Annotated in this window: 12 protein-coding genes; 4 read left to right on the forward strand and 8 right to left on the reverse strand. The window is 71.4% G+C overall.

Features of this window, described 5'->3' with window-relative positions:
• Positions 1 to 39 precede the first annotated feature (39 nt).
• From pepN to ACN6LB_RS28480, 4 genes are all read right to left on the reverse strand, one after another.
• A complete protein-coding gene (pepN, locus tag ACN6LB_RS28465) occupies positions 40 to 2,535 on the reverse strand; it encodes an aminopeptidase N (protein WP_445028377.1) in 2,496 nt (831 codons plus the stop codon).
• Positions 2,536 to 2,630: 95 nt separating this feature from the next.
• Complete coding sequence (locus ACN6LB_RS28470; protein ID WP_356146790.1) at positions 2,631 to 3,158, reverse strand: response regulator; 528 nt, start codon at positions 3,156 to 3,158, stop codon at positions 2,631 to 2,633.
• 144 nt (positions 3,159 to 3,302) lie between these two features.
• Positions 3,303 to 3,647, reverse strand: coding sequence for a chorismate mutase (locus ACN6LB_RS28475; protein ID WP_356146793.1), 345 nt, complete (start codon positions 3,645 to 3,647; stop codon positions 3,303 to 3,305).
• Between the two features lie 124 nt (positions 3,648 to 3,771).
• On the reverse strand, positions 3,772 to 4,671 hold the full coding sequence (locus ACN6LB_RS28480) for a helix-turn-helix domain-containing protein (RefSeq protein ID WP_445028378.1): 900 nt from the start codon (positions 4,669 to 4,671) through the stop codon (positions 3,772 to 3,774).
• A 95-nt stretch (positions 4,672 to 4,766) separates the two neighbouring features.
• Between ACN6LB_RS28480 and ACN6LB_RS28485 the strand changes: the two genes are divergently transcribed.
• Positions 4,767 to 6,530, forward strand: a complete 1,764-nt coding sequence (locus tag ACN6LB_RS28485) for a glycoside hydrolase family 35 protein (protein ID WP_445028379.1) — start codon at positions 4,767 to 4,769, stop codon at positions 6,528 to 6,530.
• 21 nt (positions 6,531 to 6,551) lie between these two features.
• Here ACN6LB_RS28485 and ACN6LB_RS28490 read toward each other — a convergent pair whose 3' ends face one another.
• Together ACN6LB_RS28490 and ACN6LB_RS28495 are read right to left on the reverse strand one after the other, a co-directional pair.
• Positions 6,552 to 7,007 (reverse strand): GNAT family N-acetyltransferase, encoded by a 456-nt coding sequence (locus tag ACN6LB_RS28490; RefSeq protein ID WP_356146802.1) that lies wholly within the window; start codon positions 7,005 to 7,007, stop codon positions 6,552 to 6,554.
• Positions 7,008 to 7,073: 66 nt separating this feature from the next.
• The gene (locus tag ACN6LB_RS28495) at positions 7,074 to 7,856 is read right to left on the reverse strand and encodes a S1 family peptidase (protein ID WP_445028380.1); all 783 of its coding nucleotides are present in this window, start codon (positions 7,854 to 7,856) and stop codon (positions 7,074 to 7,076) included.
• Positions 7,857 to 8,074: 218 nt separating this feature from the next.
• Between ACN6LB_RS28495 and ACN6LB_RS28500 the strand changes: the two genes are divergently transcribed.
• Together ACN6LB_RS28500 and ACN6LB_RS28505 are read left to right on the forward strand one after the other, a co-directional pair.
• Positions 8,075 to 8,974 carry a hypothetical protein gene (locus ACN6LB_RS28500; protein ID WP_356146808.1) on the forward strand — a complete coding sequence of 300 codons (900 nt, stop codon included), beginning with the start codon at positions 8,075 to 8,077 and terminating at the stop codon, positions 8,972 to 8,974.
• Between the two features lie 131 nt (positions 8,975 to 9,105).
• On the forward strand, positions 9,106 to 10,038 hold the full coding sequence (locus tag ACN6LB_RS28505; RefSeq protein WP_445028381.1) for an ankyrin repeat domain-containing protein: 933 nt from the start codon (positions 9,106 to 9,108) through the stop codon (positions 10,036 to 10,038).
• 104 nt (positions 10,039 to 10,142) lie between these two features.
• Here the strand turns inward: ACN6LB_RS28505 and ACN6LB_RS28510 are convergent, their stop codons facing one another.
• Complete coding sequence (locus ACN6LB_RS28510) at positions 10,143 to 11,585, reverse strand: MFS transporter (protein ID WP_445028382.1); 1,443 nt, start codon at positions 11,583 to 11,585, stop codon at positions 10,143 to 10,145.
• Between the two features lie 108 nt (positions 11,586 to 11,693).
• On the opposite strand from ACN6LB_RS28510, the gene ACN6LB_RS28515 reads away from it, so the two are divergent.
• Positions 11,694 to 12,233, forward strand: a complete 540-nt coding sequence (locus tag ACN6LB_RS28515) for a MarR family winged helix-turn-helix transcriptional regulator (RefSeq protein ID WP_445028383.1) — start codon at positions 11,694 to 11,696, stop codon at positions 12,231 to 12,233.
• Here ACN6LB_RS28515 and ACN6LB_RS28520 read toward each other — a convergent pair.
• Positions 12,230 to 13,243 (reverse strand): hypothetical protein, encoded by a 1,014-nt coding sequence (locus ACN6LB_RS28520; protein ID WP_445028384.1) that lies wholly within the window; start codon positions 13,241 to 13,243, stop codon positions 12,230 to 12,232. The two genes, ACN6LB_RS28515 and ACN6LB_RS28520, sit on opposite strands and share 4 nt — an antisense overlap.
• Positions 13,244 to 13,393: the final 150 nt, after the last annotated feature.

The following is a 13,393-nucleotide window of genomic DNA, read 5'->3' on the forward strand; positions in this document are numbered from 1 at the left end:
CGCTTTTGGTGGATCAGCCCCCGTGTCTTCGTGTTGCTGTCAGTGGGAGTCTCGGACCTTCAACGCCCTTGCGAGGTCGTCGAGTTGGTCGGCGAGTTTGCGGCGTAGGGCCGGGATGGGGTCGGCGTCGGTCAGGCAGGTCTTGCCCTGGCGGAGGGTTTCGGGGGAGACGGCGTGGACGGGGAAGGCCCAGCGGCCGGCGGCTTCGGCGATGGCGGGGCCTCGGCGGGCGGCGACGGCGACGGCGTCGGTCCAGTACCGCTCGACGTACTCCTTGAGGAGGTCGGCCTGTTCGGGTTGCCAGAAGCCCTGGGCGGTGGCGGTGAACAGGTAGTTGGAGAGGTCGTCGGTGGTGAACATCTCCTCCCATGCCTTCCGCTTGGTCTGCGGGTCGGGCAGGGCGGCTCGGCAGCGGGCGGCGCCTTCCTGGCCGCTGGCGCTGGGGTCCTGGACGAGTTCGGCGTCGATGACGGCGTCGTCGATGGCGCCGAGAACGGCGAGTCGGCCGAGGATGCGCCAGCGCAGTTCGGGGTCGAGTTCGGGGCCGCCGGGCACGGTGCCTTCGGAGAACCAGGCGCTGATGGTGTCGGGCTGGCTCGCGACGTCGATGAAGTGGCGTACGGCGGTGAGGCGCAGGCCGGGGTGAGTGCCGTCCTCGGTGCGGCGGATGAGGTCGCGGCACAGGTCGGTGAGGGTGGCGAGGGCGGTGGGGCGGTCCACGGCCGGGAGGTAGCGGTCGGCGACCTGGGCGGTGGCGAAGGACAGGATGCCCTGGACGAGGGCGAGGTCGGTCTCGCGCGGGAGGTGGGTGCGGGCGGCCTCCACGTAGGCGAGGGCGGGGAGTTCGCCGTCGCGTACGGCGTCGCGCAGGGCGTTCCAGACGACGGCGCGGGTCAGTGGTTCGGGCAGGCCGGAGAGGGTGGTGGTGAGGGTTTCGAAGGAGTCGGGGTCGAAGCGGACCTTCGCGTAGGTGAGGTCCTGGTCGTTGAGGAGGAGCAGGGCGGGGCGTTTGCCGATGGGCAGGGAGGATTCGGTCTGGGGGACGTCGAGTTCGAGGCGGGTGCGCAGGGTGAGGCGGCCTTCGTCGGTGAGGTCCTGGTCGTAGAGGCCGACGGAGATGCGGTGGGGGCGGCTGCCCTGGTGGTCGACGGTGAGGGTGCGGGTGCCGTCGTCGGCGCGGTCGAGGCGCGGGGTGAGGGTGTCGACTCCGGTGGTGCGCAGCCAGGCGTCGGCCCAGGCGTGGACGTCGCGTTCGGTTCCCGAGGCGAGGGAGTCGATGAAGTCGGCGAGGGTGGCGTTGGCGAACTTGTGGCGGGCGAAGTGGGTGTTGATACCGGCGAGGAAGTCCTTTTCGCCGAGCCAGGTGACGAGTTGGCGCAGTGCGGAGGCGCCCTTGGCGTAGGAGATGCCGTCGAAGTTGAGCATCGCGGAGGCGGTGTCGGGGACGGCGTCGGGGTCGGGGGCGACGGGGTGGGTGGAGGGGCGCTGGTCGGCGTCGTAGCCCCAGGACTTGCGGGCGACGCCGAAGTCGACCCAGGTGTCGGTGAAGCGGGTGGCTTCGACGAGGGTCTGGTAGCCCATGTACTCGGCGAAGGACTCGTTGAGCCAGATGTCGTCCCACCAGCGCAGGGTGACGAGGTCGCCGAACCACATGTGGGCCATTTCGTGGGCGATGACCATGGCGCGGGTCTGGCGTTCGGTGTCGGTGACGGCGGAGCGGTAGACGAACTCGTCGCGGAAGGTGACGAGGCCGGGGTTCTCCATGGCGCCGGCGTTGAACTCGGGGACGAACGCCTGGTCGTAGGAGTCGAAGGGGTAGGGCTCCTCGAACTTCTCGTGGTAGCGGTCGTAGCACTGCTTGGTGATGTCGAGGATCTCGTCGGCGTCGGCGTCGAGGTAGGGCGCGAGTGAGCGGCGGCAGTGGATGCCGAAGGGCAGGCCGCGGTGTTCGGTGCGTACGGAGTGCCAGGGGCCGGCGGCGACGCACACCAGGTAGGTGGAGATGAGGGGGGTGGGGGCGGCTTTCCAACGGCCGTCGCCGAGATGTTCGGTGAGGCTGTTGGCGAGGACGGTCCAGCCTTCGGGGGCCTTGACGGTGAGTTCGAAGACGGCCTTGAGGTCGGGCTGGTCGAAGGCGGCGAAGACGCGCTGGACGTCTTCCATGAACAGCTGGGTGTAGAGGTAGGTCTCCTGGTCGGTGGGGTCGGTGAAGCGGTGCATGCCCTCGCCGGTGCGCGAGTAGCGCATGGCGGCGTCGATGCGCAGTTCGTGCTCGCCTGCGGTGAGGTGGGTGAGCGGCAGCCGGTTCTCGGCGAGGGTCTCGGGGTCGAGGGGGTTTCCGTCGAGGGTGACGGAGCGCAGTTCGGCGGGCTTCAGCTCGACGAAGGTGTCCGCGTCGGCTCCGGCGGTGAACCGGATGACGGTGCGCGAGTCGAAGGTGTCGTCCCCGACGGTGAGGTCGAGTTCGATGTCGTAGTGGTGGACATCGAGGAGCTTGGCACGGGTCTGCGCTTCGTCGCGCGTCAGTACGGACATGGGGACATGCTGCCCGATGGCTTCGGCGGGACACAGCGGTCGACCCGTATGCCCCGTTATGTCAGCTCCGGCTCTGCCGCTGGGCTACGTCCTGTTCAGGTCCGGTCCTGCTCCAGTGTTCCGTTGCGGGGTTCGCGCTGGAGGGGGACGCGGGCGTCGGGGTGGTCCAGGACGGGGTGCGGGAGGTGGTCCCTGATCAGGGTGCGCAGTTCGCGCAGTTCGCGTTCCAGGGCCTGGTGGCGCTGATGGGCGTCGTAGAGGTAGCGGACCTTGGTGCGCAGGGCCCATGGGTCGATGGGTTTCATGATCAGGTCGGCGACGCCGAGGTGGAAGGCGGTGGCGGTGAGTTCGGCGTCGGGGCCGAAGCCGGTGAGGAGGAGGACGGGTATGTGCTGGGTCTGCTCCAGGCGCCGCATGTAGCGGACGACCTCCAGGCCGCTGACGCCGGGCATGCGCACGTCGAGCAGGAGCAGCCCCACGTGGCCGCGCAGGACTTCCTTGAGCGCGTCGTCGCCGTTGGTCGCCCGGGCCACGAGGTAGCCGAGCGGGGTCAGGGCGCTCTCCAGCGCGTACAGCGTGTCCTCATGGTCGTCGACGATGAGGATCTTGGCATCCGACGGCATTGCCCGACGTCCCCTCACTTGGACAAACCAGCTTAGGCCCGGGCGGCCTCACGGCGTGTGCTCACGGCCTGACAAGGAGTGCAGGAGTGCTCAGCGAAGGATGCACTCCGTCGGGCCCCCTGTCACTCCCCCGTACCGACGTTGTCACTCACCGGGGTGCGTGCTGCCGTTGCCCGTGTCGTCGGCGATGCGTTCGTGGTGGCGGATGACCTCGGCGATGATGAAGTTGAGGAGTTTCTCCGCGAAGGCCGGGTCGAGTTTGGCGTTCTCGGCGAGGTGGCGCAGCCGGGTGATCTGCTGGGCCTCGCGGTCCGGGTCGGCGGGCGGCAGTGCGTGGTTGGCCTTGAGGTGGCCGACCTGCTGGGTGCACTTGAAGCGTTCGGCGAGCATGTGGACGACGGCGGCGTCGATGTTGTCGATGCTGTCGCGCAGCCGGGCGAGTTCGGCGCGGACGGCGGGGTCGACGGCGTGGTTGTTGCTGGTGGTCATGGGCGTCAACCCTAGGCCCTGCCGTCATATGCCCGTCGTCCGCCCGGAGGGCGGGCGGGCCCTGCGGCGTCAGGTGCATGCATGGCGTCGCGGGGCAGACGGGAATGTGGCGGCAGGGCACCCCCTAGACCGCAGGACGGCCGGGGGCGGGTGGCCGTTCGATCATCGGAGGATCGTCCGGATCGGGGATGCGGTCGCTGCGGCCGCCGGGGACCGTGCGGGCCTGCTGGGCGCGGAAGCGGACCGGTGCCATGCCGACGCGGCGGGTGAACAGGCGGGAGAAGTAGGCGGGATCGTCGTAGCCGACGCGGCGGGCCACCGCGGCGACGGGGAGTTCGGTGGCGGCGAGGAGTTCCTTGGCGCGGCCGAGGCGGATGCCGAGGAGGTAGTCCTTGGGGCTGCATCCGGCGCCGCGGCGGACGGCGGTGCGCAGTTCGGCGGGGGTCATGCCGTGCCGGGCCGCGTGTTCGGCGACGGACAGCGGTTTGAAGGCGTCGCGGGCGAGAGCCTGGAGTACTTGGTGACCGTCGGGGGTCGTGTCGGCGCGGGCGCGGCGCAGCACGACGAGCAGTTCGTGGACGGCGGCCGCGGTTTCCACTTCGAGCAGGGGGTTGCCGCGGCGGGCGGCGCGGGCGATGCGGGCGACGGTGGCGCGGGCTCCCTCGGCGTCGGCGAGGGGGACGACGGGGCGGTCGGGTTCGATGCAGCCGAGTTCGGTGTACGTCGCTGCGGCTGCCCCGGTGAAGGCGACGAAGCACTCGTCCCAGCCGGAGTCGGGGCCGTAGTGGTGCGGGATGCCCGGGACGAGCCAGATCAGGGCCGGTGCGGTGACGGTGAGGCGGTGGCCGTCCGCTTTCTCGTACCAGCCGCTGCCGGCGCTGATGACGACGGCGACGTGGTGGTCGAGGGTGCGTGGTCCGACGACGGGGAGTTCGCCGTACTGCAGGCCGACGCCGAGGCAGACGAGGCCGAGCCGGTGGTGGACGGGGGCGGGCGTGAAATAGCGCATCCAGGTGTGGTACATCCGCTTTCCTCCCGCCTTCTTTCGTCCTCGCTGCGTCCAAGCAGCCATGATCTTTGTCCATGGACGCGGTCGCCGCCAGGCATGAGGCTGGATGGATGAGCGAGTTCACTGTGGGGGACAAGGATTTTCTGCTGGACGGGCGGCCGGTGCGGCTGCTGTCCGGCGCGCTGCACTACTTCCGGGTGCACGAGGAGCAGTGGGGGCACCGGCTCGGGATGCTGCGGGCGATGGGTCTCACCTGTGTGGAGACATACGTTCCGTGGAACCTCCACGAGCCGCGTCCGGGCGACTTCCGGGATGTGGAGCAGTTGGGCCGCTTCCTGGACGCGGCACGGGAGGCGGGGTTGTGGGCGATCGTGCGCCCTGGACCGTACATCTGCGCCGAGTGGGAGAACGGCGGACTGCCGCACTGGCTGACCGGTGAGCCGGGTGCCCGGGTGCGGACGCGGGAGGAGCGGTACCTCGCGCATGTGGAGCGCTGGTTCGGGCGGCTGCTGAAGGAGATCGTGCCGCGGCAGCTGGACCGCGGCGGCCCGGTGATCATGGTGCAGGTCGAGAACGAGTACGGCAGTTACGGCTCGGACCAGGTGTACCTGGGGTGGCTGGCGGACCTGTTGCGCGGCGAAGGTGTGAGCGTGCCGCTGTTCACGTCGGACGGGCCCGAGGACCACATGCTCACCGGCGGTTCGATCCCCGACGTGCTCGCGACCGCGAACTTCGGCTCCGATGCGCGCGCGGGCTTCGAGACGCTGCGCCGGCACCGGCCGGAGGGTCCGCTGATGTGCATGGAGTTCTGGTGCGGCTGGTTCGACCACTGGGGCGGCGGTCATGTCGTACGGGATGCGCGGGACGCGGCGGACGCGCTGCGGGAGATCCTGGAGTGCGGGGCGTCCGTCAACCTGTACATGGCGCACGGGGGCACGAACTTCGCGGGCTGGGCGGGCGCCAACCGGGGCGGCGGTGCGCTGCACGACGGTCCGCTGGAGCCGGATGTCACCTCCTACGACTACGACGCGCCGATCGACGAACTCGGGCGTCCCACCGAGAAGTTCTGGCTTTTTCGCGAGGTCCTCGCCGCGTGCGCCGACGGCCCGCTGCCCGAGGTGCCGCCCGCCCCGGCCGCGCTGGAGGCGTCCGCCGAGGTCGAACTCACCGCGTGGGCGCCCCTGGACGCCGTACTGGACACGCTCGGCGGGCCTGACGCCGTGCACCCCGTGCCGCCGACCTTCGAGGAACTGGACGTGGACCGGGGCCTGGTCCGCTACACGGTGGACATTCCCGGTCCGCGCCAGCCGTATCCGCTGACGGTGCGCGGGCTGCGGGATCTCGCGGTGGTGTACGTCGACGGGGTCGCGGCCGGGGTGCTGAGCGAGGACGCGGCCGAGCTGAAGGAGCCCGTCGTGGGGCCCGCGCGGGTGGAGTTGTGGGTGGAGTCGCTGGGGAGGGTCAACTACGGTCCGCGTTCCGGTGAGTCGAAGGGCATCGCGGGGGGTGTGCTGCACGAGCGGCAGTATCTGCACGGGGTGCGTGCGCGGGGGCTTCGCCTGGACGCGTTCGACTCCGGTGTCGAGGCGGTGCCGTTCGGCGCACTGCCCGGGGACGGCGCCCGCGGCCTGTACCGCGGCACCGTCACGGTGCGCGGCGCCGGGGACGCCCTGCTCGAACTGCCTGGCTGGACGCGGGGGTTCGTGTGGGTCAACGGTTTCAACCTGGGCCGCTACTGGTCGGCGGGCCCGCAGACGAGCCTGTACGTTCCCGGGCCCGTGCTGCGGGAGGGCGCCAACGAGGTGTGGCTGCTGGAGCTTCAGGAGGCCTCCACGGCTGGGCCGCGCCTCGAAATCCCCTCGGTGAACTCGTAGGCCTGCTGGGGGAGTTCGGGGTCAGTCGGTCGCGGGCGCGAGCAGTTTGTGGAGGTGCACGTCCTGGTGGCCGCCCGGGATGCCCTCGGTGCGGCCCGTCTCGCGGTAGCCGTGGCCGCGGTAGAAGTCCGGGGCCTGGAAGGTGAAGGACGAGACGATCGCTTCGGTGCAGCCGCGCCGCGCGGCCTCCTCCTCGGCCGCGACGAGGAGCCTGCTCCCCCAGCCCGCGTGCCGCTGGTCCTCCCGCACCCACAGCATGTCGACGGCACAGCAGCTGCCCCAGATCCAGGCGGTGAGCCCACCGACGAGTTCGCCCGCGTCGTCGGTGACGCGCACCGAGAGCGGGGTGGGTGTGCCGGCGCCGGTCGCCCGGGCGTTGAAGGCGGTGAGCTCGTCGTCGAGGCGCTGCTCCAGCGCCTCGTCCTTGTCGCCTGTCCGCAACGACGCCTTGATCGCGGGCTGTTGATCTTTGGTCATGGTCCGGAGTATCTCAGTGTGCGGGCCCCGCAGCAGGGGCCCCGCACCGTACTCGTAGCGCGCCCTCTACAGTCCGGAGGCCGCCCGGGCTATGTCCGTCGCGAACGTGGACACCTCGCTGTAGACGCCGGGGTAGCCGGGCTCCGCGCAGCCCTGGCCCCAGCTGACGATTCCGACCTGGAGGTACGCGCCCGTGTCGTCCTTGCGGAACATGGGGCCGCCGGAGTCGCCCTGACAGGTGTCGACGCCGCCCTGCGCGACGAACCCGGCGCAGATCTCGTCGCCGGGCACGAGGTCGCTGCCGTACGCCTGTCCGCAGGTGGCGTCGTCGACGAAGGGGACGGTGGCCTTGCGCAGGTAGCGCTGCTGGCCGCCGTTCTCCCGGGTGGCGCCCCAGCCGGCGACGGTGAAGTTCCCGTTGTTGTACGCGGTCGTCGTGGCGATCTTCAGGGTGGGCAGCTCGATGGGCCTGGCGAGTTTGATCAGCGCCCAGTCCTTGCCCTTGCCGTTGTAGCCGGGCGCCTGGAGCACCTTCGTCGACTTGACCTTGATCGCGCTGCTGCTCTGCAGGTCGACGACGCCGGCGGTTGCGGTGATGGAGGTGTTGTTCCCGGAGCCGTCGACGCAGTGCGCGGCGGTCAGGACGATGCTCTTGGTGTAGAGGGCGCCGCCGCAGCCCATGGAGAGCCGGACCATGAACGGGAACTCGCCCTGTGCGGCCCGGGTCCCGCCGACGACGGGCTGTGGCGCCGCGTGCGCGGAGAGGGGCTGGAGCGAGAGTGCGGCGAGCGTGACGGCGCCGACGGCCAGGGCTCTCTTGACGCCGCTGAACTTCCTGGAGAGTGTCAACGTGCTTCCTTCCGTGGGGGGTTGAACGCAAGGCGGAAGCGTGACTGGCATGCTCCTGCCAAGCATGTGCGCATTATTGGGAGCACGGGGAGGCCCGGCAAGAACCGCATTCCGGCCAGTCGCCCCCGCCATGCGCCCGCACCTGCCCCGCCGCCGGGCCGAGCCCCGCCTACAGTGGAGGCCAGAGGTCAGGGCTGGCGTCTTCAGGGGGTGCGGACGTGGCGAACGGCGGACCCGTCGAGCACGGCTACCCGCATCTGGACACGGTGCGGGCGGCGATCACCGCGCTCTACAAACGGCTCTCGTACGACACCGTCCACACGTTCGCCACCAGCGTGGTCCCCGCCGACGTGGCCTTCAGCGACATGGACGACCTGCATCTGGGCGCGCAGCGGGTGGCCCGCGAGATGGTGCGGCACTACCACCTGCCCGACGCCCGGCTGATCGTCGGCTTCCGCGAGATGGAGCACGCGGCGAACGTCGAACTCGCCGCGGGCCCCGAGTACTTCGTGGAACTCAACGACCGTTTCCGCACCCACCGCCGGGACATCGGCGCGGCCCTGGCCCACGAGGTGATGCACGTCTATCTGCACCGCCTCGACCTCTCCTTCCCCGGCACGCGCGACAACGAGATCCTCACGGACACCGCGGCGACGTATCTGGGTGCGGGCTGGCTGCTCCTGGACGCCTACCGCGAGGACGCGACGTCCTCGCAGAAGCTCGGCTACCTGACCCCGGAGGAGTTCGGCTACGTCCTCGCCAAGCGCGCGCTGGTCTTCGGCGAGGACCCCTCCGTGTGGTTCACCAGCCCGCAGGCGTACACCGCGTACACGAAAGGGATGGCCCAGGCCCGCCGCGACGAGCAGCAGCCCCCGCTGACCGCCGCCGGCTGGGCGGGCCGCCGCCGCTACGCGAAGGACCGCCGTTACGCCCAGGACCACCATCACGCGCCGGGCCCGCCGCCCGGGGTGCCGTACACGTTCACCGCGGGCGGCCGCGACCCGCTGCGCGTCTCCTTCCCCTGCCCGACCTGCCACCAGCGGATCAGGGTGCCGGTCCGGGGACGTGTCCGGGCGCGCTGCGCGCTGTGCCGGACGGTGCTGGAGTGCGACACGTAGACCGCGGTGGGCGGGCGGCGCGTGGACGGTGGTGAGCGGCGAGCGGCCGGTGGGACGTCACACCACACGAGTGAGACAGAACACCCCAAATGACTTTGCTTCGCGCGGCCCGGGCGAGCGAGGGTCGAAGGATGAGCACGCAACAGCCCACGGCCCGCCTCTTCACCGCCGTGTACGAGGGCGACGAGGACGCGGTCGTACGGCTGCTGCGGTCCGGCACGAGCCCCGAATCGCTCGACGAGGACGGCCAGAGCGCCCTGTATCTGGCGGCCGTGAGTGACCGACCGGGTGTCGTACGGCTTCTGTTGGCGACCGGCGCCGATCCCGACCGGCTCAGCGCGGGCTCCGACTCGCCCCTGTGCGGTGCGGCCTGCGGCGGTCACGCCGACGTCGTACGCGCCCTGCTCGCGGCCGGGGCGGGGCCCGACCGGGAGGAGGCGTTCGGGTTCCGGGCGCTGACGTGGGCGGTCCAGCGGGGCAAGGCCGCGATCGTGGCGCAGCTCCTCGCGGCCGGCGCGGACCCCGACCTTCCCGGTCCGACGGGCGAACCTCCGCTGGTCGCCGCCGCCCGCCGCGGTTCCCCCGGCTGTGTGCGTGCCCTCCTGGAGCACGGGGCGCAGGGCCGGCCGGAGGCCCTGGCCGAGGCACAGCGCCGGCTGACCCTCGATGTCGAGGCCGAGCTGCGCGCCGGCCTGGAGCGGGCGCACGGATCCGGCCACGAGACGGTGACCCGTCGCTTCGCGGAGGACGGCGGCGTGACCATCGAGGTCGAACTCCGCGTCGGGGCCGAGGCGTTCGCCGCCGCCGACCAGCAGACCGGCCACGCGGCCATAGCCACCCTCCTCGAAACCTCCCTGGGCATCACCACCCCGCCCGAGGAACTGGCCGCCCGGGCCCTGCGCTGCGCGGACCCCGACCAGGACGACTGGAAGGAGGCGGTGGCGGTTCTGGGCAGGCGGCGGGACCGGGAGACGTTGCGGGCGATGAGGGACTGGTGCGGCAGTGGGGATGCACTGCGCAGGGCGTTCGGGGAGGCGGTACGGGGGTACGGGAGGCGGGCTTAGCCCGTCCGGCGTTCGAGGACGAGCGCGTCCGGCCCCCACCCCGGCTCGCATGAAGGCGCGGGACCCGACAGGCCCCGCGCCCCCACCCCCGTACGGACCCCGCGTCACGCCTCCTGCGAAACCCCCCGCCGAGGCAACGCCCCGCACAGCCCCGCGCAGACCACGAACCCGCCCACCACCCACGGCATCGCCGCGGTCACCGCCCCCGTCAGCCCCTCCCCCACGTGCCCGAAGAACACCGTCCCGATCACCGCGGCCCCCAGCGCCCCACCGAACTGCTGCGCGGTGGAGAAGATCCCGGAGGCCCCGCCCGCGAGTTCCGCGGGTACGGCGGACAGCACCACGTTCACCAGCGGCACGACCAGGAACCCCAGCCCGGCCCCTGCCATGACCAGTCCCGGAACCAGCGGCCACGCCCCGGTGTGCGCGGCGGCGGAGTCGGCCACGGCGGACCACACCCAGCCGAACCCGCCCGCCATCATCAGCGCGCCCGCCGCGAGCACCAGGCGCCCGAACCGCACGGCCAGCACGTCGGCCACCGGCGCGGTCAAAAACCCGCCCACGGAGAAGGCGACCACGACCACACCCGCCTGCATCGGTGTGTAGCCCTCGCTGCCCTGCAGCCAGATCGCGAAGACCAGGAAGAAGCCCTGCATACCGATGGAGAAGAGGAGTTGGACGAGGACGCCCACGGAGAAGGCGGGCAGCCGGAAGGCCCGTGCGGGCAGCAGCGGCACCGTCGCCGTGCCGCGCCGGCGTGCCTCGACCACGCCCAGTCCGACGACCGCGAGCACCCCGGCGGCGAGGCAGACCCAGCCCCACAGCGGCCAGCCGTTGCTGCGCCCCTGCACCAGCGGCAGGACGATCGCGACCAGGCCTGCGGCGAGCACCAGACTCCCCCGTACGTCCGGTCGCCCGGCGGAGCGCTCACGCGTCGAGGGAACGAGGACGAATCCTGCCACCAGGGTCGCGACGGCCACCGGCACGTTCACCAGGAACACCGAACGCCAGCCCCAGCCGAACAGGTCGGCGTCGGTGAGCAGTCCGCCGAGCAGCACGCCGAGGGCGGAGGCGAATCCGGCCATCGCGCCGTACATCCCGAAGGCCGCTCCACGTTCCTTGCCGTGGAAGAGCGTGCGCAACGAGCCGAGCACCTGCGGCATCAGGACCGCGGCCATCACGCCCTGCGCGGCGCGCGCCGCGATCAGCTGGCCGGGCGTCTGGGCGATCCCGCACCCGAGGCTCGCCAGCCCGAAGCCCGCCGTACCGGCGAGGAAGAGGCTCCTGCGCCCGAGCCGGTCCCCGAGGTGGCCGGAGACGATGAGGGCGGCGGCGAAGCCCAGCAGATACGCGGAGACCAGCCACTGCAGGGCGCTCTGCGAGGCGTGCAGGTCACGGCCGATGGACGGGAGGGCGACGTTCACGATCGTGCCGTCCAGCAGGTCCATCAGCGCCGCGATCATCATCACGGCGGCCGCGGCCCAGCGGCGGGGGTACGGGTCGGCCGTCGGCGGGGCGGCGGCGGGCGCGGCGAGGCTCGTGGACATCAGGGCTCCCTGGATTTATTTCGTTCGGACTAACGAAAGACTTGCATCGATCCACTCCGGGCGCAAGTACTTAGTTCGACCGAACGAAATATTTGTTAGCCTGACCTCATGGGCAGCGGAGCGAGCAGGACGAGCGACAAGCACGAAGACGTCGACGAGGGCGCGGGGAGTACGAAGGGCGCGCCGAGCGACGCCGAACGGCGGGCCAGGACCCTGGAGCAGCTCATGACCGTGGGCCGCGAGCACAGCGGCGTCACGGTGATGTTCCATGCGGCGGTCGCCGAGAAGCAGGGCCTGAACGCCACCGAGACCAAGACCCTCGACCTGCTCCAGCGGTTCGGCCCGCTCACCGCGAAGGACCTGGCCGAGCGCACGGGCCTGGCCCCCGCCTCCGTCACGGGCCTCGTCGACCGGCTGGAGGGCAAGGGCTTCGTCGAGAGGGTCAAGCACCCCACCGACAAGCGACGGGTGGTCGTCGAACTGAACGAGCGGAAGATCGCCGAACTGGCCGTCCTCTTCGAGGACTGGGCACGCGATGTGGTCGAGGCCTGCGAGGAGTTCAGCACGGAGGAACTGCAGACCGTGATCCGCTTCCTCGATGTCATGGCCGACCGGCAGCGGAAGGCCGCTGCCCGTCTCTCCCGCTAGACAGGCAGCGACCCTCCGGTCCCGCTCCCCCTGGGGCCGTGGCAGCCCCGTATCCGCCACGGTCCCGCTCCGCGCGCCCCGGCCGGGCGCACCGCCGGGCGATCAGCCGGGCACGCGGTCGGGGGCTCGACCTGGCGCGCGACCCGGAACCCGGTCGAACACGCGCCAGTCGTACGTCTGCCGACAGTGGCCGCCGCAGCCCTGGTCGACGACGGGTTCGGCCAATGGTGAGCGGGCGGCGCCGGGAGCACGGTGCCGACCGTGACCGGCCGGAACACCTCGTCGCCGTACAGCCCCTTGAGCCGGTCGAGGACCCAGCCGACGGCCGCGCCGACGGCCATGCCGACGCGGACACTCGCGGTCCCGCCCGCGGTGCCGACCGGCTCGCCCACGGCGGCGGAGAGCCCGCCGAGAACCCTCCTCCTGACCAGGTCCAGGAGTTGGTGGACGTACTCGGCGAGGCCGAGCCACTCGATGTCGGCGAGCACCAGCGTGACGAAGTACGTCCTCGGGTACTCGGCGACCTCGTCGAGGCCGAACCAGTGGAAACGCCGGAGCGGTTCGTACACCCACCCGTCGCCCTCGCCGGTGACGGGCGCCGACTCCTCGGGGAGGAGAGAAGCCGGCAGCTTCCTCAGGTGGTCCACGGGGAACCTCAGCCGGTCCGGGAAGCCCAGCCGCTTCGCCTGCGCGTCCACGGACGCCGGTGAGCGCAGGTCGACGCGGACCAGTTCGCCGAGGCGCGCGGCACGCCCCGGGCCGCCGTCCAGGTCGGCCAGTGCCCGGGCGGCCGCACGCCTCTTCTCCTCCTCCGAGAGACCCTCGAAGCGCCTGGCGATCAGGTGCTCCGCGGCGCTCTCGTCCGCGGGCAGGGGATACCGCGCGGGCTCCGCGTGATGTACGGCGACCTTGTCCGCGGTGAGTGCGAGCTCCTGGACGACGCGCTCGGCCACGGCCCGCACCTGGGCGTGCGCGGTCGCGGGCACCAGGTGGTGGAAGGTGTCGGTCATCGCTGTTGGTCCCCCGTTGACTACAGCCTGACTACAGCCTGACTTCAGTCGCTCCGCGACGGATTGCGTACGCGCAGCCCAACCGACGGTACGGACACAGGCGTTCGGGCGCCCTGGGGTGCGCCCCGGGGAAATCCCGGGGTTCGCGCG

This window comes from Streptomyces sp. SAS_270 (assembly GCF_052543295.1).